Consider the following 26,817-nt stretch of genomic DNA (forward strand, 5'->3'; position numbering starts at 1 on the left):
TATGTCAGTTTGCACCATTTTCGGCTGCGCCTGCCTGGCAGCGCAGTTTCAAGGGTAACAGAAGGGGTTTACATGCGTAGATACGCTCGCTGGATAGCGGCGCTGATGTTGAGCCTGGCGACCTGCGCCACGCTGGCGCAAGCCGCGACAGACTGGACGCCGGTCAATGAAACCATTCGCAAAAGCGAAAAAGATACGCGCCAGTATCAGGCCATCAGGCTCGATAACGGCCTGACCGTGCTGCTGGTTTCCGACGCGCAGGCGCCGAAGTCGCTGGCGGCACTGACGCTGCCTATCGGCTCGCTGGACGATCCGGATCGGCAGCTCGGGCTGGCGCACTTTCTCGAGCATATGGTGCTGATGGGATCGCAGCGCTATCCGCAGCCGGACAATCTGGCGGAGTTCCTGAAAAAGCATGGCGGCAGCCACAACGCCAGCACCGCCTCCTATCGCACCGCCTTCTACCTTGAGGTGGAAAACGATGCGCTGGAGCCGGCGGTGGACCGTATGGCGGATGCCATTGCCGCGCCGCTGCTCGATCCGGTCAACGCCGATCGCGAACGCAACGCCGTCAACGCCGAGCTGACGATGGCGCGCTCGCGCGACGGTCTGCGTATGGCCCAGGTCGGCGCGGAGACGCTCAATCCGGCGCATCCCGGCTCGCGCTTTTCCGGCGGCAACCTCGACACGCTGAAGGATAAGCCGGACAGCAAGCTGCTCGACGCGCTGTCGACGTTCTACCATACCCACTACTCCGCCAACCTGATGAAGGCGGTGCTCTACAGCAATAAACCGCTGCCGGAAATGGCGCAGATCGCCGCCAACACCTTTGGCCGCATCGCGAATCACAACGCGACGGTTCCCGCTATCGACGTGCCTGTGGTGACCGAGGCGCAGCAGGGCATCGTGATCCACTACGTTCCTGCGCAGCCGCGCAAGCAGCTGAAGATTGAGTTCCGCATCGCCAATAACAGCGATCGCTTCCGCAGCAAGACCGATACGCTGATCGGCTACCTGATCGGCAACCGCAGCAAAAACACCCTGGCCGACTGGCTGCAAAAGAGGGGGCTGGCTGACGGCGTCAATGCCGGCGCCGATCCGATGAGCGAACGCAGCAGCGGCGTCTTCGCCATTACCGCCTCGCTCACCGACAAAGGGCTGGCGCAGCGCGACGAGGTGGTGGCGGCGATCTTCAGCTACATCGCCATGCTGCGCGAGCAGGGCATCGACAAGCGCTACTTTGACGAGGTCTCGCACGTGCTGGCGCTCGATTTTCGCTATCCCTCGCTGACGCGCGATATGGATTACATCGAGTGGCTGGCGGACACCATGCTGCGCGTGCCGGTAGAGCATACGCTGGACGCGCCATACCTGGCCGACGACTATGACGCCGCCGCCATTAAAGCGCGCCTAGACGAGATGACGCCGCAGCATGCGCGCATCTGGTATATCAGCCCGCAGGAGCCGCACAATAAAGAGGCCTACTTCGTCAACGCGCCCTATCAGGTCGATCGCATCAGCGACCAGACCTTTGCCGACTGGCGCCAGCGCGCCAGCCAGATCCAGCTCTCGATGCCGACGCTGAACCCCTATATTCCTGACGATTTCACTCTGATCCCGCAGGATGGCAAAAGCTACAGCCATCCGGTCGCGCTGCCCAACGACTTCGGCATGCCGATCTACTGGATGCCGAGCCGTTTTTACGCCAGCGAGCCGAAGGCCTCGGTGACGCTGGCATTGCGCAATCAGCACGCCATCAGCGACGCACGCCAGCAGGTGCTGTTCGGCCTCAACGACTATCTCTCCAGCCTGGCGCTGGATGAGCTTAACTCGCAGGCGTCGGTTGGCGGCATCAGCTTCTCCACCAGCGAAAACGATGGGCTGGTCTTTAGCGCCAGCGGCTTTACCCAGCGGCTGCCGACGCTGCTGAAAAAACTGGTGGAAGGCTATGCCACCTTCCAGCCTACGCCGCAGCAGCTGGAGCAGGCGAAATCCTGGTATCTCGATCAGCTGGACGCGGCGGACAAGGGCAAGGCGTTCGAGCTGGCGATTCAGCCGATGCAGATGCTGTCGCAGCTCCCCTATACGCAGCGCGAGACGCGCCGCGCGCTGGTAAAGGCGATCGCCCTCGACGAGGTAGTGGCGTATCGCGACAATCTGATCCATCATGCGACGCCTGAACTGCTGGCGGTGGGCAACCTCAGCGCCGAAAGCGTGACCCAGCTTGGCCGCGAGCTGAAGCAGCAGATGCAGACGCAGGGCACGCAGCTCTGGCGCAGCAACTATGTCTCTTTCGCTAAGCCGGTAAAAGCCAACCTGCAAAAAGCAGGCAGCAGCACCGATTCGGCGCTCGCGGCGCTCTACGTGCCGCTCGGCTACGACGAATATCAGGGCATGGCGAACAGTTCGATGCTGAGCCAGATCGTGCAGCCCTGGTTCTACAATCAGCTACGCACCGAAGAGCAACTGGGCTATGCGGTGTTCGCTTTCCAGATGCCGATCGGCCGTCAGTGGGGCATCGGCTTCCTGCTGCAGAGCAACAGCAAGCAGCCCGCCTATCTGCTGCAGCGCTATCAAGCCTTCTACCCGCAGGCGGAGAAGCGGCTGCGCGCCATGCCGCAGGAGGACTTCGCGCAGTATCAGCAGGCGATGATCAATCAACTGAAGCAGCGGCCGCAGACCCTTGACGAAGAGGCGTCGCGCTATAGCCGCGACTTCGATCGCCAGAACTACGCCTTCGATACGCGGCAGAAGGTCATTGCGCAGATCCAGCAGCTGACGCCGGACGCGCTGGCGGACTTCTTCCATCGCGCCGTACTGCAGAAAAAGGGGATGGCGATGACGTCGCAGATTGCCGGCAACAGCACGGATAAAGCTGCCTTTGCCCAACTGCCCGGCTGGAAAACCTGGAATGAGGTGGCGAAACTGCAGCAGTCGCTACCGGTTAAGAGTGAGACGCAATGAGTTACCCTGAATCGCTGAATCCGTTGACGCTGCCGCTGCGCGGCGAGCGTCTGATCGAGGCTTCGGCGGGCACCGGCAAAACCTTTACCATCGGCGTGCTCTACCTGCGCCTGCTGTTAGGGTTGGGCGGCGAAAACAGCTACAGCCGTCCGCTGTCGGTGGAAGAGATACTGGTGGTGACCTTTACCGAGGCCGCCACCGCTGAACTGCGCGGGCGCATCCGCGAAAATATCCACGAGCTGCGCCTGGCCTGCGTGCGCGGCGCGAGCGGCAATCCGATGCTGGCGCTTCTGCTGGAGCAAATTGACGATCTCTCGCAGGCCGCTTCACTGCTGCTGGCGGCAGAGCGTCAGATGGACGAAGCGGCGATCTTCACCATTCACGGCTTCTGCCAGCGCATGCTTAACCTGAACGCCTTTGAGTCCGGCATGCTGTTCGAGCAAGAGCTGATAGAGGATGAGGCGGCGCTGTTTAAGCAGGCGACGGCGGATTTCTGGCGACGTCACTGCTATCCGTTGACGCTGGATGTGGCGCGCGCCATCGTTGCCGAGTGGAACGGGCCGGAGAGCCTGTTGACCACGCTGCGGCCCTGGCTGCAGGGCGAATCGCCGCGGCTGAAACGGCCGCCGACCGACGATGAAACCCTGGCGACGCGCCACGCCGCCAATCTGGCGCGCATCAGCGAAATAAAGCGCCAGTGGCAGGCGGTGAGCGACGAAGTCGAAGGCATCGTCAGCCAGTCCGGCGTGGATAAGCGCAGCTACAGCAGCAAATATCTGCCGCTCTGGGTGGCGAAAATCACCCAGTGGGCCAACAGCGAAACGGCCGACTATCTCTTCCCGAAAGAGCTGGAGCGTTTCGCTCAGCGCGTGCTGATGGAGAAGACTAAAAAAGGCGAGCCGCCGCAGCATCCGCTGTTCCAGGCGGTAGAGGCGTTTCTCGCCGAGCCGCTGTCGCTGCGCGATCTGGTTATCGCCCGCGCGCTGGTGGAAGTGCGCGACGCGGTGCGTAAAGAGAAGCGCCTGCGCGCGCTGCTTGGCTTCGACGATCTGCTGAGTCGTCTCGACGAGGCGCTGCAGCAGCCGGGCGGCGCGCTGCTGGCCGACACCATTCGCGCCCGCTATCCGGTGGCGCTGATTGACGAATTTCAGGATACCGATCCGCAGCAGTATCGTATTTTCCGCACGCTCTACCTTAATCAACCCGAGCTGGCGCTGCTGCTGATCGGCGACCCCAAACAGGCGATCTACGCCTTTCGCGGCGCCGATATCTTTACCTATTTGCGCGCCCGCAGCGAGGTCGCCGCGCACTATACGCTCGATACCAACTGGCGATCGTCGCCGGGCATGGTGCAGAGCGTGAACCGTCTTTTCGCTCGAATGGATTCGCCTTTTCTTTTTGAGGCGATTCCGTTTCTGCCGGTTCATCCCGCCGCGCCGAATCAGCAGCTGACGCTGGTGAAAGATGCGCAGCCGCAGCCGGCGCTGCGCTTCTGGCTGCAGCCCGGCGACGGCGTCGGCGTCAGCGACTATCAGCAGTTTATGGCGCAGCAGTGCGCCGCCGATATCAGCCGCTGGCTGGTCGCCGGCCAGCAGGGGCGCGCTCTGCTGGGCAAAGGCGATAATCTGCGGCCGGTGCAGGCGTCCGATATTACCGTGCTGGTGCGCAGCCGCAACGAGGCGGGGCTGATCCGCGACGCGCTGAACGGGCTGTCGATTCCGTCGGTCTATCTCTCTAACCGCGACAGCGTCTATACCACGCCCGAAGCGCGCGAGCTGCTATGGCTGCTGCAGGCGGTGCAGGCGCCGGAGCAGGAGCGTCTGCTACGCAGCGCGCTGGCCACCTCCATCTTCGCTATCGACGCCGCCTCGCTGGATACGCTGAGCCAGAACGAGCGCGAGTGGGATGCGCTGGTCGAGCAGTTCGCCGGCTGGCAGCAGCTCTGGCACCAGCGCGGCGTGTTGCCGATGCTGCGCGACGTCATGAATCAGCGGCAGCTGGCGGAAAATATGCTCGCCTCGGAGAACGGCGAGCGCAGGCTCACCGACCTGATGCATCTGGGCGAGCTGTTGCAGGAGGCGTCGACCCACCTCGACAGCCCGCATGCGCTGGTGCGCTTTCTCGCCCAGCAGATCGCCCGGCCCAACAGCCAGTCGGCGGAGCAGCAGCTGCGGCTCGAGAGCGATCGTCACCTGGTGCAGATTGTCACTATCCACAAATCCAAAGGCTTGCAGTATCCGCTGGTGTGGCTGCCTTTCGCCGCTGGCTTTCGCGAGGCGGCCAGCGCGCTCTATCACGATCGGCAGAGCTTCGCGACGCTGCTCGACGTGCAGGGCGACGAAGAGAGTCTGGCGCTGGCGGAGCAGGAGCGTCTGGCGGAAGATCTGCGCCTGCTCTACGTCGCCTTAACCCGCTCGGTATTTCACTGCAGCGTCGGCATTGCGCCGCTGTTTAAGGGCGCGCGCAAAAAAGAGGGCGACAGCGATCTGCACAAGAGCGCGCTGGGCTATCTGGTGCAGCAGGGCGAGAGCGGCGACGCCGAGCGCCTGCGCGCCTGCCTGGCGACGCTGGCGGATGCGGACACCGAGGTGCTGCGCGACGATCTGATCCCCGGCGAAAACTGGCGCGAACAGGCGCAGCCCGACGATGCGCTCAGCAGTCGCCAGGTAACGCGCGACCTGCGTGACGCCTGGCGCGTCACCAGCTATTCCGGGCTTCAGCAGCACAGCAGTTCGCCGCTGCTGGAGGCGATGCCCACTTTCGATATCGACGCCGCGGGCGAAGAGGGCGGCGAGGCGGAGAGCGTCCTGACGCCGCACCACTTTCCGCGCGGCGCCGCACCGGGCACCTTTCTGCACGGCCTGTTTGAATCGATCGATTTTACCCGGCCGCCTGACCGGGCGCTGCTGGAGACGCAACTGGAGCAGAACGGCTATCCGCCGCACTGGCTGCCGGTGCTGGAAGCCTGGATCGCGCGCGTGCTGCATGCGCCGCTTAATCGCGACGGCCTGACGCTGGGCGCGCTGCAGAACCGGGACCGGCTGGTGGAGATGGCTTTCTATCTGCCGCTGGAGCGCATGCTGAACGCTTCGGAGCTGGATGCGCTGATGCGCCAGCACGATGCGCTGTCGGCGCGCGCGCCGAAGCTGGAGTTCCATCAGGTGCAGGGCATGCTGAAAGGCTTTATCGATCTGGTGTTTCGCTGGAACGGTCAATATTATCTGCTGGATTACAAATCCAACTGGCTCGGCGACAGCGAAGCGGCCTATACCCCGGAGGCAATGGCGCAGGCGATGGTGGATCACCGCTACGATTTGCAGTACCAGCTCTATACCCTGGCGCTGCACCGCTATCTGCAGCATCGCCTGCCCGGTTACGATTATCAGCGCCACTTCGGCGGCGTGTTTTATCTGTTTTTACGCGGCGTCGATGGCAGTTCGCCGCAAAACGGCATCTTTACCGCGCGTCCGTCGGCCTCTTTCGTCGCCGGACTGGACGCGCTGTTTCGTCGCCCGAAAGAGGAGGAAGTATGACGGAAATAGTGTCATTGCTCGATCAGGCGGTAGAGAAACATCTGCTGCGCTCGCTCGATCTTCAGTTCGCGCGGCTGCTGGCCGACGCCTCGCAGCCGGCATGGCTGCTGGCGGCCGCCTGCGTCAGCGCCGAAGCGGGCGATGGTCACGTCTGCCTGCCGCTGGCGCATCTGACTCCCGATATGCTGTTCGCCGGACGTCATCCCGAACTGGCGCAGGCGCTATGGCGCGCAGCGGGCGCGCCGTCGTGCTGGAAAACGGCGCTCGACGGCTGGCCTGCGCTGAGCGACGGCGGCATCGCCACGCCGCTGGTGCTCAATCATGAGCGGCTCTATTTGCATCGTCTGTGGCAAAGCGAAGGCCGCGTGGCGCACTTTTTCACCCGGCAGGCGGAGATGGCGGAGATGGATATCGCCGCCGCGCAGAGCGTGCTGAGCGCGCTGTTTGGCGATCGGCCCGACGACTGGCAAAAAATCGCCGCCGCCGTGGCGCTGACGCGCAAAACCGCCGTGATTTCCGGCGGGCCCGGCACCGGAAAAACCACCACCGTGGCGAAGCTGCTGGCGGCCTTGATCCGCCTCAGCCGCAGCAATCTGCGCATCCAGCTGGCGGCGCCGACCGGCAAAGCGGCGGCGCGCCTCACCGAATCTCTCGGCCAGGCGCTGCAGGCGCTGTCGGTCAGCGACGAAGAGCGGGCGCGTTTTCCCAGCGAAGCGACGACGCTGCACCGTCTGCTGGGCGCGCAGCCCGATACGCAGCGGCTGCGCTATCACGCCGCCAACCGGCTTCATCTTGACGTGCTGGTTGTGGACGAAGCCTCTATGGTCGATCTTCCGATGATGGCGAAGCTGATCGCCGCGCTGCCGGATCATGCGCGCGTGATTTTCCTCGGCGATCGCGATCAGCTGGCGTCGGTGGAAGCGGGCGCGGTGCTGGGCGATATCTGCCGCTGTGCGGAAACGGGCTACAGCCTGTCGCGCGCGCAGCAGCTGGCGGCGCTGACCCAGTGCGCCCTCGACGGCGCGGATGACGCGCGCGCGCCCGACGTGCGCGACAGCATCTGTCTGCTGCGCAAAAGCTACCGCTTTGATGCGACGTCGGGCATCGGCCAGCTGGCGCGGGCGGTCAATCTCGGTGACGCGCGCGCCGTCGAGTCGGTGATTAACGCCGCCTTTGAGGATATCGATTTTCAGGCGCTACAGAGCGGCGAGGCCTATCAGGCGATGCTCGACGCCGTCGCGGAAGGCTACCGGCCTTTCCTGAAGCTGGTGCAGTCGCGCGCGCCGGTGGAGGAGATCCTGCTGGCCTTCAGCCGCTATCAGCTGCTTTGCGCCCTGCGCGACGGGCCGTTCGGCGTGCAGGGGCTGAACCAGCGCATCGAGCAGCGCCTGGTGCAGCTACAGCGCATCCGGCGGCCGGCGATCGGCAGCCGCTGGTATGCGGGACGGCCGGTGATGGTAACGCGCAATGACAGCGCGCTGGGACTGTTCAACGGCGATATCGGCATTACCCTGCGCGATGCGGAAAACCAGCTGAAGGTCTTTTTCCCGCTGCCGGACGGGTCGGTGAAGGCGGTGCAGCCGAGCCGTCTGCCGCCGCACGATACCGCCTGGGCGATGACGGTGCATAAGTCGCAGGGATCGGAGTTCGAGCATACCGCGCTGGTGATGCCGGCGCAGTTCTCGCCGGTGCTGACGCGCGAGCTGGTCTATACCGCGATAACCCGCGCGCGCAAGCGGCTGACGCTCTACAGCGAACCCGCGGTGTTTCAGCGCGCGGTACAGCTGCAAACCCAGCGCCGCAGCGGACTGGTGGAAAGACTCAGTCTGGTATAAAGGACGCATCAGGAGCGAACGCGGGCGGCATGGGCCGTTACGCAAAGTCGCTTGCGCATCCTTGCCCGCTCGGCCTGCGCCATCCCTGGCGCAGGACGCTTTGCTCCACGGCCCATGCCGCCCGCGCATCAGCGACGGTGCCGTCTGAAAGATGAGCCGGCTGGCCTGACTCAGGTCAGGTCCGCCATCAGCACCTTTGAGCGCCGCTGGTAGTTATACATCTGCTTTTTACTCTCCGGCAGCGACTCGATATCCACCGGCGTAAAGCCGCGCTCCTGAAACCAGTGAATGCTGCGCGTCGTCAGCACGAACAGCTTCTTCAGCCCCATCTGCCGCGCCTGCAGCGCCACGCGCTGCAGCAGCATTTCGCCGCGCGACGAGCTGCGATAGTCGGGATGCACCGCTACACAGGCCATCTCACCGATTTTCTCATCCATAAACGGGTAGAGCGCGGCGCAGGCGATGGTGAGGTTGTCGCGAATAATAATGGTGAACTTGTCGATCTCCATCTCCAGCTGCTCGCGCGAGCGACGCACCAGAATGCCCTGCTGCTCCAGCGGACGGATAAGCTCCAGGATGCCGCCGATATCGTTAATGGTGGCGCGGCGGATCTGCTCGCTTGACTCCATCACGATCTGCGTGCCGATACCGTCGCGCGAGAAGAGTTCCTGCAGCAGCGCGCCATCTTCCTGGTAGCTAATCAGATGGCTGCGGCGCACGCCGCTGCGGCAGGCTTTCACCGCGCCGCGCAGGAAGCGCACCGTGCCGGAAAGGTAGTCGCCGTCGCTCTCCATCTCGTCGATGCGCGCCTGCGCGTCGTTCGGGAACAGCTCAGAGATAATGGTGCCGTCGCGGCGGGTCACGCCCTGCTCGGAGCAAAAACCGATCATCTTCTCCGCCTTCAGCTTAATCGCCAGCTGGGTGGCGACCTCTTCCGACGTCAGATTGAAACTCTCGCCGGTCACGGAGACCGCCACCGGGCCGAGCAGCACGATTGCATCATTATCCAGCTGCCGGTGGATCGCCTCTTCGTCGATGCGGCGAATACGTCCGCTGTGGCAATAATCGACGCCGTCGTCCACGCCCAGCGGCTGCGCGATAATAAAGTTGCCGCTGACCACGTTGATATGCGCGCCCTGCAGCGGCGTGTTATTCAGGCTCATTGAGAGTCGCGCCGTGATGTCGAGCTGCAGCCGTCCCGCCGCCTGCTTCACCAGCTCCAGCGACTGCGCGTCGGTCACGCGGGTGTATTTGTGGTAAACCGGCTCCAGCTGGTTCGCCGCCAGGCTGGCGTCGATCTGCGGACGCGCGCCATACACCACCACCAGGCGAATGCCGAGACTGTGCAGCAGGCCGATATCGTTAACGATGCTGTTGAAATTCTCATGCTCGATCGCTTCGCCGCCCAGCATGATGACAAAGGTCTTGTCCCGATGGGCATTGATATAGGGAACGGTGTGGCGAAAACCCTGAACCAGCTCAGTACTACGTTCCTTCACGGCAAACCTCAATGAATGATTATTCGTAATTTTTGTATTTTTATTCTTTTAGGGCGCTATTTGCAAGCGTTAAACCTGACGAAAATTTACGTTTTTTCGGGTGCGCTCACTGCTAAGAGACTGCATTATTTGGCTTTTCCTGGATGACTTCGCCAAAGGGATGGGCTAAAGTTTTCAGCGCCGTTTATTAAAGTGGCGCTTTTTTAGACAGAACAGAGCAGCTGGAGCGGCATGTCAGAATCAAATCCCCTACTTTCCCGCAGAAGGCTCCTGCAGGGTACCGGCGCATTATTGCTGCTGAGCGTCAGCCGCACGGGGCTGGCGGCAAAAAACCATATCGTCGCGGTACGCATCTGGCCATCTTCGACCTATTCGCGCATGACGCTGGAGTCCAGCGTGCCGCTTCACTACAAGCAGTTTGCGCTCTCGCATCCCGATCGGCTGGTTATTGATATCGAGAATATGCATCTCAATCCGGTGCTGAAGGGCGTCGACAAGCTGGTACAGGTAAGCGATCCCTTTATCAAAAACGCGCGCGTCGGACAGTTCGACGCCAGTACCGTCCGCATCGTGCTGGAGCTGAAGCGCAACGTCGCGCCGAAAACCTTTACCCTGGCGCCGGTGGCCGGCATCAAACACCGGCTGGTGGTCGATCTCTATCCGAGCCAGGATTCCGCCGAAGACGATCCGCTGCTGGCGCTGCTCAAAGATTACAACCAGGGCGATCTGGGACGCAGCGAGCCGGCATCCGCGCCGCTGCCCGGCAAGGCGGGTCGCGATCGGCCGCTGATCGTCATGATCGATCCCGGACACGGCGGCGAAGATCCCGGCGCGCACGGCAAATACAAAACGCGCGAAAAAGATATCGTGCTGAAGATGGGGCGACGGCTTAAGGCGCTGATCGACAAAGAGCCGAATATGAAAGCCTATATGACGCGCAACGAGGATGTGTTTATTCCGCTACGGGTCCGGGTGGCGAAAGCGCGCAAGCAGCGCGCCGATCTTTTCGTCTCGATACACGCCGACGCCTTTACCAGCCGCAGCGCGCGCGGCTCCTCGGTGTTCGCGCTCTCCACCAAAGGCGCCACTTCGGCGGCGGCGCGTTTCCTGGCGCAAACGCAGAACGAAGCGGATCTTATCGGCGGCGTCAGCAAGAGCGGCGATCGCTACCTCGACCACACCATGCTGGATATGGTGCAGCGCCAGACCATTCACGACAGCCTGGCGTTCGGCAAAGAGGTGCTGCATCGCATGGGGCGCATCAACCATCTGCACAAGCGCACCGTCGATCAGGCGGGTTTCGCAGTGCTGAAGGCGCCGGATATTCCGTCGATTCTGGTGGAAACCGCTTTTATCAGCAACGTGGAAGAGGAGCGCAAGCTGCGCACCAGCCGCTATCAGCAGCAGGTGGCGGAGGCGATTTTCCATGGCATAAAGGCTTTCTTCGACAAGGGCGGGGCGCGACGCTAAAGCGAGAAGAGGGGATGGCGCAGGCCGTCCCGGTTTCACAACGCACAAAAACAAAAAAGCACCCTTTAGGGTGCTTAAATGTTGGTTGCGGGAGCCGGATTTGAACCGACGACCTTCGGGTTATGAGCCCGACGAGCTACCAGGCTGCTCCATCCCGCGTCCGTAGTGCGCATTGCGTCTTTTTCACATTGTCCCTTCAAAAGAAGAGTTGGTTGCGGGAGCCGGATTTGAACCGACGACCTTCGGGTTATGAGCCCGACGAGCTACCAGGCTGCTCCATCCCGCGTCCGTAGTGCGCATTGCGTCTTTTTCACATTGTCTCTTCAAAAGAAGAGTTGGTTGCGGGAGCCGGATTTGAACCGACGACCTTCGGGTTATGAGCCCGACGAGCTACCAGGCTGCTCCATCCCGCGTCCGTGGATGCGCACTATACCTCCTGGAGCTGATGATGCAACCCCTTTTTAGCGCGAAGCGTCAAATTAGGGACTGGTTGCTGAATATTTTCTCCATCTGGCTAATTATCGCACAGCCGCGCGCGCGGAAAGGGCAGGCGGATTTCAATCTGCCAGACGCTTTGCTATCGTCGCGGGGCGAACACTGATGAATAAAAGAGACGGCGATGAATAAAGGACACTGGGCGAAGTACGCACTTACTGGTGCAATGTTTGCGCTGCTGGCGGGTTGTAGCTCGAAGCCGACCGATCGCGGGCAGCAATATAAGGACGGCAAGCTGGAACAGCCGCTGGCGCTGGTTAACCAGCCTAATGCCAAAGGCCGGCCGGTGAACGGCAGAGATTTCGGCGAGCAGGTGCGGCAGATCCAGTCCGCCTCTTCCGCCCTGTATGGACGCCACACCGGCACCTACAGCGCGATTGAAAGCTGGCTGATGGCGGGCGCCGATACGCGCCAGCTGCGCCAGTTCGGCCTGAACGCCTTCCAGATGGAAGGCACCGACAACTACGGCAACGTGCAGTTTACCGGCTACTACACGCCGGTGGTGCAGGCGCGCTATACGCGTCAGGGGGAATTCCAGTACCCCATCTACCGCATGCCGCCGCGCAAGCGCGGCGCAAAGCTGCCGAGCCGCGCCTCTATCTATAGCGGCGCGCTGGACGAACGCTACGTTATCGGCTGGAGCAATTCGCTGATCGATAACTTTATTATGGACGTGCAGGGCAGCGGCTACGTTGACTACGGCGACGGCCGCCCGATGACCTTCTTCGGCTACGGCGGCAAAAATGGCTGGGCCTATCACAGCATCGGCAAAGAGCTGATCGATCGCGGCGAGGTGAAGCGCGAGGATATGTCGATGCAGGCGATTCGCGACTGGGCGGCGTCGCACTCTGAGCAGGAGGTGCGCGCGCTGCTGGAAACCAACCCGTCGTTCGTCTTCTTTAAGCCGGAACCTTACACGCCGGTGCGCGGCGCCAGCGCGGTGCCGCTGGTAGCGAAGGCCTCGGTGGCGTCGGACCGTTCGCTGATCCCGGCGGGAACCGCGCTGCTGGCGGAAGTGCCGCAGCTGAACGAGAAAGGCAAGTTCAACGGTAAGTATGAGATGCGCCTGATGGTGGCGCTGGACGTCGGCGGCGCCATCAAGGGCCAGCACTTTGACATCTATCAGGGCATCGGGCCCGACGCGGCGCATCTGGCGGGCTTCTATAACCATTACGGCCGCGTCTGGGTGCTGAAGGCGGCGCCGGGCGCCGGACAGCCGCTGTTCAGCAGTCCGCAAAACGGCGATAATGGCTCTCTGTTACTGGGTTCAAACTGATTACTCGGCGGGCCGCGCGGCCCGCATGAGGTGACAAGGTTAATTATGAGTGTGGTTAACGACGCCTGGCGTCAGCGTTTTGGCGGCACGGCACGTCTTTATGGGCAGGATGCGCTGTCGCGTTTCGCCGCGGCGCATTTCTGCGTGATCGGCATCGGCGGCGTCGGCTCCTGGGCGGCGGAAGCGCTGGTGCGCACCGGCATCGGCAAAATTACCCTGATCGATATGGACGATGTCTGCATCACCAATACCAATCGGCAGATCCACGCGCTGAACGGCAACGTCGGCAAGGCGAAAACCGAGGTGATGGCTGAGCGGCTGCGCGCCATCAACCCCGACTGCGAGGTGATCTGCATTGACGACTTCATCACGCCGGACAACACCGCCGAACTGATGGCGGCGGGCTACGACTATGTGATTGACGCCATCGACAGCGTACGGCCAAAGGCGGCGCTGATCGCCTGGTGCCGCCGCAACAAGATCCCGCTGATCACCACCGGCGGCGCGGGCGGCCAGATCGATCCGACCCAGATCCAGGTGGCCGATCTGGCGAAAACGATTCAGGATCCGCTGGCGGCTAAGCTGCGCGAGCGGCTGAAGGCGCTCGGCGTGGTGAAAAACAGCAAAGGCAAGCTGGGCGTCGACTGCGTCTTCTCGACCGAAGCGCTGATGTATCCGCAGCCGGACGGCAGCGTCTGCGCCGCGCGCAGCACCGCTGAAGGGCCGAAAAGAATGGATTGCGAAGCGGGATTCGGCGCGGCCACCATGGTGACCGCCACCTTCGGCTTTGTCGCCGTTTCCCATGCGCTGAAGAAATTCCTCGCGCGCGCGGCGCGTCAGGCGGCGTAAAGCCTCAGGGCTGCGCCGCGCGCGCGGCCTGATGTACCGCCTCCGCCAGCGCTTTCAGGCCGCTGCTGCGTGAGGCGCTGAGCTGGGCGCGCAGCCCCAGCTGGTCAAACAGCTGCAGCGGATCTTCCGCCAGCAGCGCCTGCGGCGTTTTTCCCTCCACGGCAGTCAGCAGCACCGCCAGCAGGCCACGCACGATGCGGCCTTCGCTGTCGCCATAGAAATGCAGCGTGCCGTCGTGGCGCAGCTGGCTGCCGAGCCAGACGCGGTTTTCGCAGCCGGTCAGCTCGATATCGGCGGTTTTCAGCGCCTCCGGCAGAGCAGGCAGCTGGCGGCTGAGCTGGATCAGCTGGCGATAGCGATCCTCCCACTGCTGAAAATGGGCGAACTTCTCTTTCAGGCCGTCCAGGGTAATCAGATCGCCAAACGGGTGCGGGCCAGTCAGAGCCTGACTCATGCTTCCTCCTCTGAGAGCAGATCGAGCGCGGTGTAGACGGCGCGCGTCAGCGCGTCGACATCCTGTAAATTATTATAGGGCGCGAAAGAGACGCGCAGCGTGCCGCTCACGCCCAGCGCCGCCATCAGCGGCTGCGCGCAGTGCTGGCCGGCGCGCAGCGCAATGCCCTGTTCCGCCAGCAGCGTAACGATGTCGCTGTGGTGCACGCCCTCGAAATCAAACGCCAGCACGCTCGTCCGGCCCGCGCGGTAGCTGCGGAAACCGGGAAACTCGCCCAGTTGCTCTTCAGCCAGGCTGGCAAGCTGCTGGCTCCACATCTCCGCTTTCAGCCGGTCGTGCTGCTCAAACCAGCTGAGCGCGGCGCTTAGTCCCACTACGCCCGCCACGTTCGGCGTGCCCGCCTCGAAGCGCCAGGGCGCGGGCTGCGGCGTAAAGCCGTTGAAATCGACGTGGGTCAGCATCTTACCGCCGCCTTGCCACGGCGACATCTCCTCCAGCAGCTCGGCTTTGCCATAGAGCGCGCCGATGCCGGTCGGGCCGTAGATTTTATGGGCGGAGAAGGCGTAGAAATCGATATCCAGCGCCTGCACGTCGGTTGGGCAGTGCGCCACGCCCTGCGCCCCGTCGACCATGACCTTCGCGCCGACGCCGTGCGCCAGCGCGATCGCCTGCGCCAGATCGGGACAGCCGCCGGTAACGTTGGACATCTGGCCGATCGCCAGCAGCCGGGTGCGCGCGTTAAGCAGCGACGACAGCAGCGTGATATCCGGCAGGCGATCGGCGCCGACAGGCCATTTCACCACCTTCGCGCCGCGCGCCTGCGCCGCCATCAGCCAGGGTACCAGATTGGCGTGATGCTCCGCCTCGCTCACCAGGATCTCGTCGCCGGCCTTTAGCCGCGGCAATAGCCAGCCGTTGGCGACCAGATTGATCGCCTCCGTGGTGCCGCGCGTCCAGACGATCTGGTGGCCGTGCGCCGCATTCAGCAGGCGCGCCACCTGATGCCGCGCCTGTTCATAACGCTCGGTAAGCTGACGCGCCGCGCCGTACTGGCTGCGATGCACGGTGCCGCCGCTCAGGCTGTAAAACTGTTGCGTGGTATCAATCACCACCTGGGGCTTGAGCGTCGTGGCGGCGCTGTCGAGATAAACGCCGGCGTCGCTCAGCGCGGGAAACTGCTGGCGGAAGGCGGTGGGGTTGAATGCGGTCATGCTTTGTCTCGTCATACAAATAAACAGGGCCAGATCAAAAGCCTGGCTCTCTCCTGGCAAAGCTGTAAAAGCGCGTTATGCTGATTAATGCAAGGTTTAAACCAAAACCCGCACAAGGAGCAACCTTCTTTAGTCGATTTGACTAGGGTTAGCCAACGCGGGCGGTTTGATGCAATCATCTACAAGGAGATAGAAAATGAAAAAACTTTCAGCAGTGCTGGCTGTCTGCGCTATGGCTTTTACTCTGGCCGCGTGTTCAAGCAATTATGTCATGCATACCAATGACGGTCGCACCATTGTTTCAGAAGGCAAGCCTTCAGTAGACAGCGATACCGGTATGATCAGCTATAAAGACGCTAACGGCAACAAGCAGCAGATTAACCGCTCCGACGTCAAAGAGATGGTTGAGATGCAGTAAGCGCTTCGGCGTCTGCTGCAGGCAAAAAAAAAGCACCGCAATTTGCGGTGCTATTCAAAATCACTATGGACAGACAGGGTAAATCTACAGGAATTAAAAGCTTGATCTGCAAACGTCAGATCAAAATGCAAACACAACATCACGACCACAAGCCAAAAGCTTCCCGGAAATCTGCGAACTCACTCACAAATCCTGAAATCTTTTCGTTCCGGCTCAGGAAGTGCGGCAACTATAGGTATTTGCTGGAGCTTCCTCAACGGACAATTTATAATGCATCGGATTACTAAAACTAATATGTGACCGCTTTTTATAAGCGCACGCGTATTGCCCCTGATCCGAGCACGGAAAACCATGTCGAAACGCCTTCCTCCTCTTAATGCACTCCGCGTGTTTGACGCTGCGGCGCGCCATCTCAGCTTTACCAAAGCCGCCGAAGAGCTGTTCGTCACCCAGGCAGCCGTCAGCCATCAGATTAAATCGCTGGAAGATTTTCTGGGACTTAAGCTGTTTCGCCGGAGGAATCGCTCGCTGCTGCTGACGGAAGAGGGGCAAAGCTACTATCTCGATATCAAAGAGATTTTCACCGCGCTCAACGACGCGACGCGCAAACTTCAGGCGCGTAGCGCAAAGGGCGCCTTAACCGTCAGCCTGCTGCCCAGCTTTGCCATTCAGTGGCTGGTGCCGCGACTCTCCAGCTTTAATATGGCTTATCCGGGCATCGACGTGCGTATCCAGGCGGTGGACCGCGATGAAGAGAAGCTGGCCGACGACGTCGACGTGGCGATTTTCTACGGCCGCGGCAACTGGCCGGGACTGCGCGTGGAAAAACTTTACGCCGAATATCTGCTGCCGGTCTGTTCGCCCGCGCTGATGACCGGCGACAATCCGTTGAAAACGCCGATGGATCTGTCGCGCTTCACGCTGCTGCATGACGCTTCGCGGCGCGACTGGCAATCCTATATCCGGCAGCTAGGCTTGCAGCATATTAACGTCCAGCAGGGGCCGATTTTCAGCCACAGCGCCATGGTGCTGCAGGCCGCGATCCACGGCCAGGGCGTGGCGCTGGCGAACAACGTGATGGCGCAGAGCGAAATAGAAGCCGGCCGATTGATCTGTCCGTTCAACGACGTGCTGGTGAGTAAAAACGCTTTTTATCTGGTTTGTCATGACAGCCAGGCAGAACTGGGTAAAATAGCCGCCTTTCGACAGTGGATCATCGCGAAAGCCGCCAGCGAACAAGAAAAATTCCGCTTTCGCTACGATCACTAACTAATTGATTTCTGTAGCCAGATGTACAGATGCACCTTGAGGATAGTCAGATGTCCAGTCGTGCCATGTTTATTTTTGCCGCCATCAGCGGGTTTTTGCTGGTGGCCTTTGGCGCTTTTGGCGCCCATGTTTTAAGCCGTTCTCTGGGGCCGACCGAAATGGCCTGGATTCATACCGGGCTGGAGTATCAGGCGTACCATACGCTGGCGGTTATCGGCCTGGGCGCCGCGATGCTGCGCCGCGCCAATCTCTGGTTTTACTGGAGCAGCGCCTTTCTTGCCCTCGGCGTCGTGCTGTTCAGCGGCAGCCTCTACTCTCTGGCGCTGTCGCATCTGAAGTTTTGGGTTTTTGTTACGCCGGTCGGCGGCCTCTGTTTCCTGGTCGGCTGGTTTCTGATGTTGATTGGCGCGCTGCGTCTTAAACGAAAGGCAGATCGCCATGAATAAAGTTTTACTTTACTGCCGTCCCGGCTTTGAAAAAGAGTGCGCTGCGGAAATCGCCGCCTGCGCCGCCGAGCGTGAAATCTACGGTTTTCCGCGGGTGAAAGAGAACAGCGGTTATGTGCTGTTCGAGTGCTATCAGCATGAAGACGCCGACCGCCTGGCGCGCGAGCTGCCTTTCGATACGCTGATCTTCGCCCGCCAGATGCTGGTGGTCGGCGAGTTGCTGAAGGATCTGCCGCCGGACGATCGCATCGCGCCGATTGTCGGCATGCTGACCGGCGTGGTGGAGAAGGGCGGCGAACTGCGCGTCGAGGTGCCGGATACTAACGAAGCGAAAGAGCTGACGAAGTTTTGCCGCAAGTTTACCGTGCCGCTGCGCGCCAGCCTGCGCGAGGCGGGGATCCTGCTCAACTACGAAAGCCCGAAGCGCCCGGTGGTGCACGTCTTCTTTATCGCGCCTGGCGCCTGCTACGTCGGCTACTCTGCTGCTGGCAACAATTCGCCGTTCTATATGGGCATTCCGCGCCTGAAATTCCCGGCTGATGCGCCGAGCCGCTCGACCCTGAAGCTGGAAGAGGCGTTTCACGTCTTTATTCCCGCCGACGAGTGGGACGAGCGCCTGGCGGGCGGCATGCGCGCGGTCGATCTCGGCGCCTGTCCCGGCGGCTGGACCTATCAGCTGGTGAAGCGCAGCATGTGGGTTGACGCGGTGGATAACGGCCCGATGGCGCCGAGCCTGATGGATACCGGGCAGGTCACCCACTGCCGCGAGGACGGCTTTAAGTTTCGCCCGACGCGCAACAACAACGACTGGCTGGTGTGCGATATGGTCGAGAAGCCGGTGCGCGTCGCCAGCCTGATGACCGAATGGCTGGTCAACGGCTGGTGCCGCGAGGCGATTTTTAACCTTAAGCTGCCGATGAAAAAGCGCTACGAAGAGGTGACGCAGAACCTGGCGATGATTGACGAGGCGCTGAAGGCGCAGGGCATCAACGCGCAGATCCGCGCGCGCCAGCTCTACCACGACCGCGAAGAGGTCACGGTGCATATTCGCCGCATCTGGGGCGCCATACCGGGCCGCCGCGACGAACGTTAAGCGTCAGGCCGGGCGCTGCGGCGCCTGGCCCTGGTAGCGCAGCGTTTTCAAATTCCCCTGCAGCACCAAATCCTGCTTCAGCATCGCAACCTGTCGGCTGATTAAGGCGGACTCACGCCCGGCCTCCAGCTTCGCGCGCCACTTCTCCGGCACCTCGTCGAGCTGCGCATAGACCGCCTCCAGCGAACCAAACGTCTGCAGCAGCGTTTTGGCGCTTTTCGGGCCGATGCCCGCCACGCCGGGGATCTTGCTGCTGCTGATGCCGCACAGCCCCCAGTAATCGGGCAGCCGCTGCGGCGCGACGCCGAACTCGTTTTCGATAAAGGGCAGATCCAGCCAGCGCTTTTGAAAGTAGTCGCGGATGCGGATCTGCGGCGCCAGCAGCTGACAGTAGCCTTTGTCGGTAGAGACGATGGTCGCCTGATGGCCCGCCTGCGCCATTTTTACCGCCAGCGTAGCGGCCAGATCGTCCGCTTCATCCGCCTCGGCGATCCAGCAGCTGACGCCGACGCGGCGAAACGCCTCCTGCAGCGCAGGAAGTTCGGCATGCAGATCCTCCGGCATCGGCGGCCGGCCGCTTTTATAGTCCGGCAGCAGCTGATGCCGCCAGCCCTGGTGACGCTGTTCGCTGTCGAATACCGCCACCACGTGGGTCGGCTGCGTATGCCCCAGAAGCTGGCGCAGCGCCGCGACGCAACCCTCGACGCAGGGCGATCCCTGTACTGCGTGCAGACGACGTATCAGATTGAGCGCGTCCACAATTAGAAGGTGAAATGACATAAGCTAAACGGCAGCCCGGCAGGACTGCCTTCCTTGCAGTTTATTTAATGATTTCGTAGCAGGGGATATAGGCGGTGCCCGGCAGCTTCATGCGGTGCTGAGCGACGAAGCCCTGCAGCAATTCATCCATGCGGCGCATAATGTCCGGCTCGCCGTGCAGCTTATAGGGCCCTTTTTCGCGGATTTCCCGTATGCCGATCTCTTTCACGTTCCCGGCGACGATGCCGGAGAAGGCGCGGCGCAGATCCGCCGCCAGCTGCTCCGCCGGCTGGCTGGTGTAGAGATTGAGGTTGGCCATATTTTCATGGGTTGGCAGAAACGGCTTTTGCAGATCGGGCGAGATGCGAATCGACCAGTTAAAGCTGTAGGCGTCGCCGGTTTCGCGGCGATACTCCTTCACCTGCGGCATCGCTTTCTTCATCAGGCGCGCCACTTCGGCGGCGTCGTCGATAATGATCTTATAGTGACGACGGGCCGCTTCGCCCAGCGTGTTGACGATAAAGTCGTCCAGCACGTGGAAGTAGTCGGCGCTCTCCTGCGGGCCGGTAAGGATCAGCGGCAGCACCTGCTCGTGGTTCTGCGGGTTCATCATAATGCCCAGCAGGTAGAGCAGCTCTTCCGCCGTGCCCACGCCGCCAGGAAAAATAATGATGCCGTGCGCGATGCGCACAAAGGCTTCCAGACGTTTTTCGATATCCGGCATGATGATGAGTTCGTTCACCAGCGGATTCGGCGGCTCAGCGGCGATAATCGACGGCTCGGTCAGACCGATAAAGCGGCTGTCGCGGTAGCGCTGCTGCGCATGGCCCACCGCCGCGCCTTTCATCGGCGCCTCCATCACGCCCGGCCCGCAGCCGGTGCAGATATTCAGCTCGCGCAGGCCCAGCTGGGTGCCGACGTTGCGGCAGTACTGGTACTCCACCGCGTTGATGGAGTGGCCGCCCCAGCAGACCACGGTATTCGGGTATTCCCCAATGTGCAGCGCGCGGGCGTTGCGCAGAATGGAGAACACCTGGTTAGTGATATGCGCCGAATCATCCGGCGGCGCCTCTTCCATGCCGGCGATCGCCAGCTGGCCGTTAACAAACAGAATATCGCGCAGCACGGCAAACAGGTTGGCCTGCAGCGAACGGATAATGCGTCCGTCGACAAACGCCTCTTCCGGCGGATTGATCAGTTCCAGCTTGACGCCGCGCTCGCGGCGCAGCACGTTGATGTCGAAATTTTCAAAGCGGGAAAGCAGTTCGTGGCTGCTGTCGGTCTGGCTGCCTGAATTCAGGACGGCAAGGGAGCAGTTGCGAAACAGCTGGTAAAGGTCGCTGCTCGCGGTGCGCTTGAGCATGTCCACTTCCAGCTGAGAGAGCAGATCCATCGAGCCAAGAGGGCTGATATGCGTAATCAAATGAACTCCGTTACACCCGCCTGGGTGACTAATGACACCGCCGTTGCGGTGGCGAAAATCCCTGGTCGGCGATCCTCCGACCGCCGCCTTTAACAGAGTGCCTTGTCGACCCTCAATGCTCAAGGGGAACGCAACCTCTGACGCGCAGGCTGCGAGAGGCCTCGCAAAGCTACTGACGCGCCAGACGGGAATATCCCGGCGTAAAAGGCACGTTGCTGCGCCACGGATTGATATCCAGGCCGCCGCGACGCGTGTAGCGCGCATAGACGGTAAGCTGCTGCGGCTGGCAGAAGCGCAGCAGATCGTTAAAGATGCGCTCCACGCACTGCTCGTGAAACTCATTGTGCTGGCGGAAAGAGATGAGGTAGCGCAGCAGCGCTTCGCGGTCGATGCGCGGGCCTTTGTAGCGGATCATCACCGAACCCCAGTCGGGCTGATTGGTGATCAAACAGTTGGATTTCAGCAGATGGCTGACCAGCGTCTCTTCTACGACTTCGCCGCTCGCCGCGCCGATAAGGTAGTCGGCATTAAAGCTGTAGTCCGCGATGGCGATATCCTGCTCGTCGATGCAGTAACCGCTAAACTGACCGATAGGCTGGCCCTCGATCTCGCTCAGGCGGAACAGCGCGACGCTGACTTCGCCCTGCGCGCAGGCGCTGAGGTCGCGCTCCAGCGTCTGGCGCACCTCGCCCCAGTTGTCGAAGCGCGTCTGGTTAAAGCTGTTAAGGTAGAGCTTAAAGCTCTTTGACTCGATAAGATGTTCGCTGGTGGCGTTCAGCACCACTTCGCCCAGCGCCACCTGCGGCACGCCCTTGCTGTTAAGCCAGGAGAGCTCGTAGAGCGTCCAGATATCCGCGCCGGTAAAAGGCAGCGAATCGGATGTGAGTCCCAGCGGCGTGCGGTTCAGGCTGCGCGGCACCGCCTGCAGCAGGCTGGGATCGTATTGATCGTGATAGGCTGTGGGTTTGCCCAGGGTCAGGTTGCTCAGCGCCTGATCCTTTTCATATAAAGACATAGCGGTTACCCGTGATACAAAACAAAGTGGATAAGTGTAACCCATCAGACGCGAGAAAAAGAGTGATGCAACAGACTGTGGATGCCCTGCGCGAATTTACCGCCCGCTATTGCGACGCCTGGCAACAGCGCACCGGCCACGCGCCCGCCAGCCAGGCGCTTTATGGCGTGCCGTCGCCCTGCATTATCGCCACCCAGGCAGATGAGGTATGGTGGCAGCCGCAGCCCTTCACCTTGCCCGCCACGCTGGAAGCGGTAGAGCGCGCGCTGGAGATCGCGCTTCAGGAGGATATCGCCGCCTTTTATACCGCGCAGTTCGCGGGCGATATGACGGCGCGCTTTGCGCACCTTGAGCTGTCGCTGCTTCAGGTCTGGAGCGAAGAGGATTTCCTGCGGCTGCAGGAGAATCTAATCGGGCATCTGATTATGAAGCGTCGCCTGAAACAGACGCCGACGCTGTTTATCGCCGCCACGGAATCGGAGCAGGAGATCGTCTCAATTTGCAACCTGAGCGGCGAGGTGATTCTTGAGCAGCCCGGAACCAAAAAACGCGAAATTCTGGCGGAAAATGTTCGGACATTTCTTAAGAATTTACAGGTGGTTATGCCAGCCTTTGCAGATAATCGCCAGTGACAATGTGAGATATCTCTTACATGTACTGTGAGATATTGGCATTTCTCTGAAGGGACATCCAGAAGTCCGCAATGTAAAAATATTGTGAATCATTGACTTAATGGCATTACTCCTAAATCTGGTCTATAAACAAATAATGTAACGCTGTTGAGTACCTTGTTTATTCAGCGGCCTCTGCCAGAATAGTCAGCAGTTGGCAGGAAGCCAGAGGATTGAAGATAGCGTCAGGATACGTCATGCCAGGAGGCGGGACCGTAACGGAGTTTACGTCACACGGAAGGCTTCAGGATGAAGCAGGATACTCAGGAGAGAGTCAGGGACACCTCCAGGAAGGAGAACGAGAGCCGCACATGATGCGCGGCGGGCCTGGAAGCCAAAGGAATTATCAGGACGATAAGCGCAGGATGGCGCAAAGGAAAAGTTGTCATGGATGAGGCAGGGAGCATCAAAGTAGCGGGAAAGCTGCAAACGAACCGGGAGCACTGTTTTAACAGTGCTCCCTTTTTTTGCGCCCGCGTCCGGCGGTGGTATGCTTGCGGCCCGAATTTACCGCTCGCTGGAGGTGGCCCATGACCCCTTTACTGTTACAACGGCTGGAGCAGCTCGAAGCGCTGCTGCGCGATCACCATCACTGGCAGGAAACGCCCCCGTCCGCCAGCGCGCTCGCCAGCAGCCAGCCTTTCTGTCTCGACACGCTGGAGCCGCTCGAGTGGCTGCAGTGGGTGCTTATCCCGCGTATGCGGGCGCTTATCGCCGCGCAGCAGCCGCTGCCGCAAAATTTCGCTATCGCTCCCTATTTTGAAGTCGCGCTGACCGCCGCCACGCCGGGCCATGCGCCGATCCTGCACAGCCTGACCCAGCTCGACGCGCTGTTTATGGACGATCCCGCCTGATGCTGGAGATTATTTATCAGGATGAATGGCTGGTGGCAGTTAATAAACCCGCCGGCTGGCTGGTGCATCGCAGCTGGCTGGATCGCAAAGAGAAGGTGGTGGTGATGCAAACCGTGCGTGACCAGATCGGCCAGCACGTCTTTACCGCGCATCGGCTCGACCGCCCGACCTCCGGCGTGCTGTTGATGGGCCTCTCCAGCGACGTCGGGCGCCTGCTGTCGCAGCAGTTCGAGCAGCATCAGATGCGGAAAACCTACCACGCGGTGACGCGCGGCTGGCTGCAGGAGAGCGGCACGCTCGACTATCCGCTGGTGGAGGAGCTGGACAAGATCGCCGATAAGTTCGCTACGCAAGCGCGCGAGCCGCAGCCGGCGGTGACCGACTATCAGGCGCTGGCCTGGGCGGAAATGCCGGTGGCGATTGGCCGCTATCCGAGCGCGCGCTACAGCCTGATGCAGCTCTCGCCGCGCACGGGCCGCAAGCATCAGCTGCGCCGCCATATGGCGCATCTGCGTCACCCGATTATCGGCGACACCACCCACGGCGATCTGCGGCAAAATCGCGGCGCGGCGCAGCATTTCGGCGCCGACCGCCTGATGCTGCACGCCAGCAGCCTGGCGCTAACGCACCCGGTGACCGGCGAGCCGCTGGTGATCCGCGCCGGGCTGGATACGGTATGGCGTCGGCTGGCGTGCGAGTTCGGCTGGCAGGCGGCGCTCGCCGCCGCAGGGCTTGAGTTTGCCGCCGCGGCAGGCGAGGATAGCACCTCAGCTTAAGGAGCAGGCACATGGCGAAGATTGGCATTTTTGTAGGTACGGTATACGGCAACGCGCTGCTGGCGGCGGAAGAGGCGCAGCCTGTTTTACAGGCGCAGGGGCACGAGGTTGCGGTGTATGACGATCCGACGCTCGCGCAGTGGCAGCAGTACAGCGGCGACGTCGCGCTGGTGATCACCTCGACCACCGGCCAGGGCGATTTCCCCGACAGCATCGCCGCGCTTTATCACGACGTGAAAGATAAGCTGGGTTATCAGCCGACGCTGCGTTACGGCGTCATCGCGCTCGGCGACAGCAGCTACGATCACTTTTGCGGCGCGGGCAAAACCTTTGACGCGCTGTTGCAGGAGCAGGGCGCGCAGCGCGTCGGCGAGGTGCTGCTGGTGGATGCGACCGAAGATCCTGAACCGGAGACGGTCACTTCGCCCTGGGTCGAGGCGTGGGGAAAACAGCTGTGAGTTAATCGCGCGCCGCCGCCGCGCAGCGCGCGCCCTTATCAGGTCACCGGCGCCGGGTTGAACACCGCCAGCTGATTGCGAATGCCCCAGCGATCCGACCAGGTTTGCTGGCGGCCGCTGGCGATATCCAGAATCAGGTGGAAGAGCCGCCAGCCGACCTGCTCGATAGTCTCTTCGCCCGTGGCGATCGTGCCGGCGTTGATATCCATCAGGTCGTGCCAGCGATCGGCCAGCGCGTTGCGCGTCGCCATCTTGATCACCGGAATCGCCGCCAGGCCGTAAGGCGTGCCGCGTCCGGTGGTAAAGACCTGCAGCGTAATGCCCGACGCCATCTGCTGAGTGCCGCAGACAAAATCGCTGGCGGGCGTGGCGGCGTAGATCAGCCCGCGCCGCGTCGGCCGCTGGCCTGGCGACAGCACTTCGACAATGGCGCTGCGGCCTGACTTGGCGATCGATCCCAGCGCTTTTTCCACCACGTTCGCCAGTCCGCCCTTTTTATTGCCGGGCGAAGGATTGGCGCTGCGGTCGGTCTGGCCCTGATCGAGATAGTCGTCATACCACGCCATCTCTTCCAGCAGTCGCTTGCCCACCTCTTCATTAACGGCGCGCGGCGTCAGCAGATGAATCGCGTCTCGCACTTCGGTCACTTCGGAAAACATCACCGTCGCGCCGCAGCGCACCAGCAGATCGGAGGCGAAGCCCACGGCGGGATTGGCGGTTACGCCGGAAAAGGCGTCGCTGCCGCCGCACTGCGTGCCGACAATCAGCGCGGAGGCGGGGCAGGTTTCGCGCTGGCGGCGGTTAAGGCGCTCAAGGTGCCTTTTCGCCACGCTGAGGATCTCTTCCACCATCGCGCCGAAGCCGATATGGCGCTCATCCTGCAAACGCACAATGTCGCGATCGTCCAGCGAGATCGCCTGCACGTCGCTGGTGCCGGTCAGCAGACGCTCGGGCTGCAGCTTCTCGCAGCCGAGGCTCACCACCATGATTTCGCCGCCGAAGTTGGCGTTCAGCGCCAGGTTATGAATGGTGCGAATCGGCACCACCGCCGCCGGCGCGTTAATCGCCACGCCGCAGCCGTAAAGGTGGTTCAGCGCCACGACGCCATCGACGTTCGGGTAGTTCGGCAGCAGATCGCGCTCGATAATCTGCACCACATAGTCCACCACGCCCGCGACGCAGTGCACGCTGGTGGTAATGCCGAGCAGGTTGCGCGTGCCGACGCTGCCGTCCGCGTTGCGGTAGCCTTCGAAGGTGTAGCCTTCCAGCGGCGGCAGCGCGGGCGGCACGTTAGTCGCCAGCGGCAGGCTGGCGAGCGGCGGCGCTTCGGGCAGCGCCACCAGCGACTCGTCGATCCAGCCGCCTTGCGCGATGTCGCGCAGCGCATAGCCGATCACTTCGCCATAGCGGAGAATGGCCGCGCCCTGCGGAATGGCGGCGAGCGCCACTTTATGCCCTTGCGGCACATGCTCCGTCAGCGTCAGCCCGTCGGGAAAGGTGGTGCCTGCCGGCAGCCCCTGGTTGTTGACCACGATAGCGACATTGTCATCTTCATGGACTTTGATATAAAGCGGCGGCTCATTGAGAATTCGGTTCATCGCTCACCTTCCAGTCATGCATACGCGAGTCATTAATTAAGTGCCTGCGGGCCGGGTCAGCGGCCTGGCGCGCCGTACGTGGCGGCGCGTTATCGTTCTTCATGTCGCACATCGAATTTGCCAGCCTTAGTATATGAACGCGAGTTGCCCGCCGCATTGTGCAACTGTCCGGCATTTACGCCCATTTCCGCTGCTTTTTGGTTCGCTTTTCCAAAAGCAAGTGAAGAGTCTCACAAAGGCGCCGACCTTCGCTTAATAAATCGCCATTTCGGGCGGAAAAAACCGGGTTCCGTGAGGCGCGCCGCAGTCGGCTGTGCAACTGCCAGACAATGCGTGCTTTAGCGCCTTAATTGTCAGGCGTTCTTCCAGTGCCTCCGCCTTTTGTCATTCCTATACTGGCTCTCGTTATACGACGTTAGGTTATTCGTCACGACGCACTATCGGTTTGCCC

The 26,817-nt window shown here is 61.5% G+C and carries 21 protein-coding genes and 3 tRNA genes; 14 read left to right on the top strand and 10 right to left on the bottom strand.

What is annotated here, in order from left to right:
- The first annotated feature begins 72 nt into the window (after nt 1–72).
- Genes ptrA through recD form a run of 3 tightly spaced genes read left to right on the top strand, consistent with a single transcriptional unit; the run spans nt 73 to nt 8,332 of the window.
- The gene (ptrA, locus tag AC6I7Z_RS04405; protein ID WP_497813282.1) at nt 73–2,964 is read left to right on the top strand and encodes a pitrilysin; all 2,892 of its coding nucleotides are present in this window, start codon (nt 73–75) and stop codon (nt 2,962–2,964) included.
- On the top strand, nt 2,961–6,497 hold the full coding sequence (gene recB / locus AC6I7Z_RS04410; protein WP_497813283.1) for an exodeoxyribonuclease V subunit beta: 3,537 nt from the start codon (nt 2,961–2,963) through the stop codon (nt 6,495–6,497). The genes ptrA and recB overlap by 4 nt, the downstream gene beginning before the upstream one ends.
- On the top strand, nt 6,494–8,332 hold the full coding sequence (gene recD, locus AC6I7Z_RS04415; protein WP_497813284.1) for an exodeoxyribonuclease V subunit alpha: 1,839 nt from the start codon (nt 6,494–6,496) through the stop codon (nt 8,330–8,332). Before recB ends, recD begins: the two co-directional genes overlap by 4 nt.
- A 170-nt stretch (nt 8,333–8,502) precedes the next feature.
- Here recD and argA read toward each other — a convergent pair whose 3' ends face one another.
- Nucleotides 8,503–9,831, bottom strand: coding sequence for an amino-acid N-acetyltransferase (gene argA / locus AC6I7Z_RS04420; protein WP_497813285.1), 1,329 nt, complete (start codon nt 9,829–9,831; stop codon nt 8,503–8,505).
- 231 nt (nt 9,832–10,062) lie between these two features.
- On the opposite strand from argA, the gene amiC reads away from it, so the two are divergent.
- Nucleotides 10,063–11,301 (top strand): N-acetylmuramoyl-L-alanine amidase AmiC, encoded by a 1,239-nt coding sequence (gene amiC / locus AC6I7Z_RS04425; RefSeq protein WP_497813286.1) that lies wholly within the window; start codon nt 10,063–10,065, stop codon nt 11,299–11,301.
- Between the two features lie 82 nt (nt 11,302–11,383).
- On the opposite strand, the gene AC6I7Z_RS04430 is transcribed toward amiC, so the two are convergent.
- The 3 genes from AC6I7Z_RS04430 to AC6I7Z_RS04440 form a co-directional block, all read right to left on the bottom strand.
- A tRNA-Met gene (locus tag AC6I7Z_RS04430) sits at nt 11,384–11,460 on the bottom strand.
- 50 nt (nt 11,461–11,510) lie between these two features.
- A tRNA-Met gene (locus AC6I7Z_RS04435) sits at nt 11,511–11,587 on the bottom strand.
- A 50-nt stretch (nt 11,588–11,637) separates the two neighbouring features.
- Nucleotides 11,638–11,714: transfer RNA gene (locus AC6I7Z_RS04440), tRNA-Met, on the bottom strand.
- 206 nt (nt 11,715–11,920) lie between these two features.
- Here AC6I7Z_RS04440 and mltA point away from each other — a divergent pair.
- A complete protein-coding gene (gene mltA / locus AC6I7Z_RS04445; RefSeq protein WP_497813287.1) occupies nt 11,921–13,072 on the top strand; it encodes a murein transglycosylase A in 1,152 nt (383 codons plus the stop codon).
- Between the two features lie 45 nt (nt 13,073–13,117).
- Nucleotides 13,118–13,921: a tRNA cyclic N6-threonylcarbamoyladenosine(37) synthase TcdA gene (gene tcdA, locus AC6I7Z_RS04450; protein ID WP_033752829.1), complete on the top strand. Its 804-nt coding sequence runs from the start codon at nt 13,118–13,120 to the stop codon at nt 13,919–13,921.
- Nucleotides 13,922–13,925: 4 nt separating this feature from the next.
- On the opposite strand, the gene csdE is transcribed toward tcdA, so the two are convergent.
- Both csdE and csdA read right to left on the bottom strand, forming a co-directional pair.
- Nucleotides 13,926–14,375, bottom strand: coding sequence for a cysteine desulfurase sulfur acceptor subunit CsdE (gene csdE / locus AC6I7Z_RS04455; protein WP_497813288.1), 450 nt, complete (start codon nt 14,373–14,375; stop codon nt 13,926–13,928).
- Nucleotides 14,372–15,586, bottom strand: coding sequence for a cysteine desulfurase CsdA (csdA, locus tag AC6I7Z_RS04460; RefSeq protein WP_497813289.1), 1,215 nt, complete (start codon nt 15,584–15,586; stop codon nt 14,372–14,374). Before csdA ends, csdE begins: the two co-directional genes overlap by 4 nt.
- 196 nt (nt 15,587–15,782) lie before the next feature.
- On the opposite strand from csdA, the gene AC6I7Z_RS04465 reads away from it, so the two are divergent.
- The 4 genes from AC6I7Z_RS04465 to rlmM all read left to right on the top strand — a co-directional run bounded on the left by AC6I7Z_RS04465 (nt 15,783) and on the right by rlmM (nt 18,812).
- Nucleotides 15,783–16,004: a YgdI/YgdR family lipoprotein gene (locus AC6I7Z_RS04465; RefSeq protein WP_033752826.1), complete on the top strand. Its 222-nt coding sequence runs from the start codon at nt 15,783–15,785 to the stop codon at nt 16,002–16,004.
- A gap of 351 nt (nt 16,005–16,355) precedes the next feature.
- Nucleotides 16,356–17,273 carry a transcriptional regulator GcvA gene (locus tag AC6I7Z_RS04470; protein ID WP_033752825.1) on the top strand — a complete coding sequence of 306 codons (918 nt, stop codon included), beginning with the start codon at nt 16,356–16,358 and terminating at the stop codon, nt 17,271–17,273.
- Nucleotides 17,274–17,323: 50 nt separating this feature from the next.
- The gene (locus AC6I7Z_RS04475) at nt 17,324–17,719 is read left to right on the top strand and encodes a DUF423 domain-containing protein (RefSeq protein ID WP_033752824.1); all 396 of its coding nucleotides are present in this window, start codon (nt 17,324–17,326) and stop codon (nt 17,717–17,719) included.
- Entirely contained in the window at nt 17,712–18,812 is a 1,101-nt protein-coding gene (gene rlmM / locus AC6I7Z_RS04480; RefSeq protein ID WP_497813290.1) for a 23S rRNA (cytidine(2498)-2'-O)-methyltransferase RlmM, read from the top strand. Before AC6I7Z_RS04475 ends, rlmM begins: the two co-directional genes overlap by 8 nt.
- Nucleotides 18,813–18,815: 3 nt before the next feature.
- On the opposite strand, the gene xni is transcribed toward rlmM, so the two are convergent.
- The 3 genes from xni to queF form a co-directional block, all read right to left on the bottom strand.
- Complete coding sequence (xni, locus tag AC6I7Z_RS04485; RefSeq protein WP_497813291.1) at nt 18,816–19,592, bottom strand: flap endonuclease Xni; 777 nt, start codon at nt 19,590–19,592, stop codon at nt 18,816–18,818.
- Nucleotides 19,593–19,632: 40 nt separating this feature from the next.
- Complete coding sequence (gene ppnN, locus AC6I7Z_RS04490) at nt 19,633–20,994, bottom strand: nucleotide 5'-monophosphate nucleosidase PpnN (RefSeq protein WP_048786947.1); 1,362 nt, start codon at nt 20,992–20,994, stop codon at nt 19,633–19,635.
- Between the two features lie 169 nt (nt 20,995–21,163).
- Nucleotides 21,164–22,009 (bottom strand): NADPH-dependent 7-cyano-7-deazaguanine reductase QueF, encoded by an 846-nt coding sequence (gene queF, locus AC6I7Z_RS04495; protein WP_497813292.1) that lies wholly within the window; start codon nt 22,007–22,009, stop codon nt 21,164–21,166.
- Nucleotides 22,010–22,071: 62 nt separating this feature from the next.
- On the opposite strand from queF, the gene syd reads away from it, so the two are divergent.
- The 4 genes from syd (at nt 22,072) to AC6I7Z_RS04515 (ending at nt 24,768) form a co-directional block, all read left to right on the top strand.
- Complete coding sequence (gene syd / locus AC6I7Z_RS04500; RefSeq protein ID WP_497813293.1) at nt 22,072–22,641, top strand: SecY-interacting protein; 570 nt, start codon at nt 22,072–22,074, stop codon at nt 22,639–22,641.
- Between the two features lie 569 nt (nt 22,642–23,210).
- Complete coding sequence (locus AC6I7Z_RS04505) at nt 23,211–23,534, top strand: YqcC family protein (protein WP_048786944.1); 324 nt, start codon at nt 23,211–23,213, stop codon at nt 23,532–23,534.
- Nucleotides 23,534–24,310: a tRNA pseudouridine(65) synthase TruC gene (truC, locus tag AC6I7Z_RS04510; RefSeq protein WP_497813294.1), complete on the top strand. Its 777-nt coding sequence runs from the start codon at nt 23,534–23,536 to the stop codon at nt 24,308–24,310. Before AC6I7Z_RS04505 ends, truC begins: the two co-directional genes overlap by 1 nt.
- Nucleotides 24,311–24,321: 11 nt before the next feature.
- Nucleotides 24,322–24,768 carry a flavodoxin gene (locus AC6I7Z_RS04515; RefSeq protein ID WP_497813295.1) on the top strand — a complete coding sequence of 149 codons (447 nt, stop codon included), beginning with the start codon at nt 24,322–24,324 and terminating at the stop codon, nt 24,766–24,768.
- A 38-nt stretch (nt 24,769–24,806) separates the two neighbouring features.
- Here the strand turns inward: AC6I7Z_RS04515 and garD are convergent, their stop codons facing one another.
- Nucleotides 24,807–26,366 carry a galactarate dehydratase gene (garD, locus tag AC6I7Z_RS04520; RefSeq protein WP_497813296.1) on the bottom strand — a complete coding sequence of 520 codons (1,560 nt, stop codon included), beginning with the start codon at nt 26,364–26,366 and terminating at the stop codon, nt 24,807–24,809.
- Nucleotides 26,367–26,817: the final 451 nt, after the last annotated feature.

Source organism: Pantoea sp. X-Soil-MYKO-1289 (assembly GCF_059730625.1).

Coding starts and splice junctions, on each gene's coding strand:
- AC6I7Z_RS04470 (WP_033752825.1), top strand. CDS start 16,356: ATGTCGAAACGCCTTCCTCCTCTTAATGCACTCCGCGTGTTTGACGCT.
- queF (WP_497813292.1), bottom strand. CDS start 22,009: ATGTCTTTATATGAAAAGGATCAGGCGCTGAGCAACCTGACCCTGGGC.
- recB (WP_497813283.1), top strand. CDS start 2,961: ATGAGTTACCCTGAATCGCTGAATCCGTTGACGCTGCCGCTGCGCGGC.
- AC6I7Z_RS04515 (WP_497813295.1), top strand. CDS start 24,322: ATGGCGAAGATTGGCATTTTTGTAGGTACGGTATACGGCAACGCGCTG.
- rlmM (WP_497813290.1), top strand. CDS start 17,712: ATGAATAAAGTTTTACTTTACTGCCGTCCCGGCTTTGAAAAAGAGTGC.
- AC6I7Z_RS04465 (WP_033752826.1), top strand. CDS start 15,783: ATGAAAAAACTTTCAGCAGTGCTGGCTGTCTGCGCTATGGCTTTTACT.
- xni (WP_497813291.1), bottom strand. CDS start 19,592: ATGTCATTTCACCTTCTAATTGTGGACGCGCTCAATCTGATACGTCGT.
- AC6I7Z_RS04475 (WP_033752824.1), top strand. CDS start 17,324: ATGTCCAGTCGTGCCATGTTTATTTTTGCCGCCATCAGCGGGTTTTTG.
- garD (WP_497813296.1), bottom strand. CDS start 26,366: ATGAACCGAATTCTCAATGAGCCGCCGCTTTATATCAAAGTCCATGAA.
- mltA (WP_497813287.1), top strand. CDS start 11,921: ATGAATAAAGGACACTGGGCGAAGTACGCACTTACTGGTGCAATGTTT.
- recD (WP_497813284.1), top strand. CDS start 6,494: ATGACGGAAATAGTGTCATTGCTCGATCAGGCGGTAGAGAAACATCTG.
- amiC (WP_497813286.1), top strand. CDS start 10,063: ATGTCAGAATCAAATCCCCTACTTTCCCGCAGAAGGCTCCTGCAGGGT.
- ptrA (WP_497813282.1), top strand. CDS start 73: ATGCGTAGATACGCTCGCTGGATAGCGGCGCTGATGTTGAGCCTGGCG.
- csdE (WP_497813288.1), bottom strand. CDS start 14,375: ATGAGTCAGGCTCTGACTGGCCCGCACCCGTTTGGCGATCTGATTACC.
- AC6I7Z_RS04505 (WP_048786944.1), top strand. CDS start 23,211: ATGACCCCTTTACTGTTACAACGGCTGGAGCAGCTCGAAGCGCTGCTG.
- csdA (WP_497813289.1), bottom strand. CDS start 15,586: ATGACCGCATTCAACCCCACCGCCTTCCGCCAGCAGTTTCCCGCGCTG.
- tcdA (WP_033752829.1), top strand. CDS start 13,118: ATGAGTGTGGTTAACGACGCCTGGCGTCAGCGTTTTGGCGGCACGGCA.
- truC (WP_497813294.1), top strand. CDS start 23,534: ATGCTGGAGATTATTTATCAGGATGAATGGCTGGTGGCAGTTAATAAA.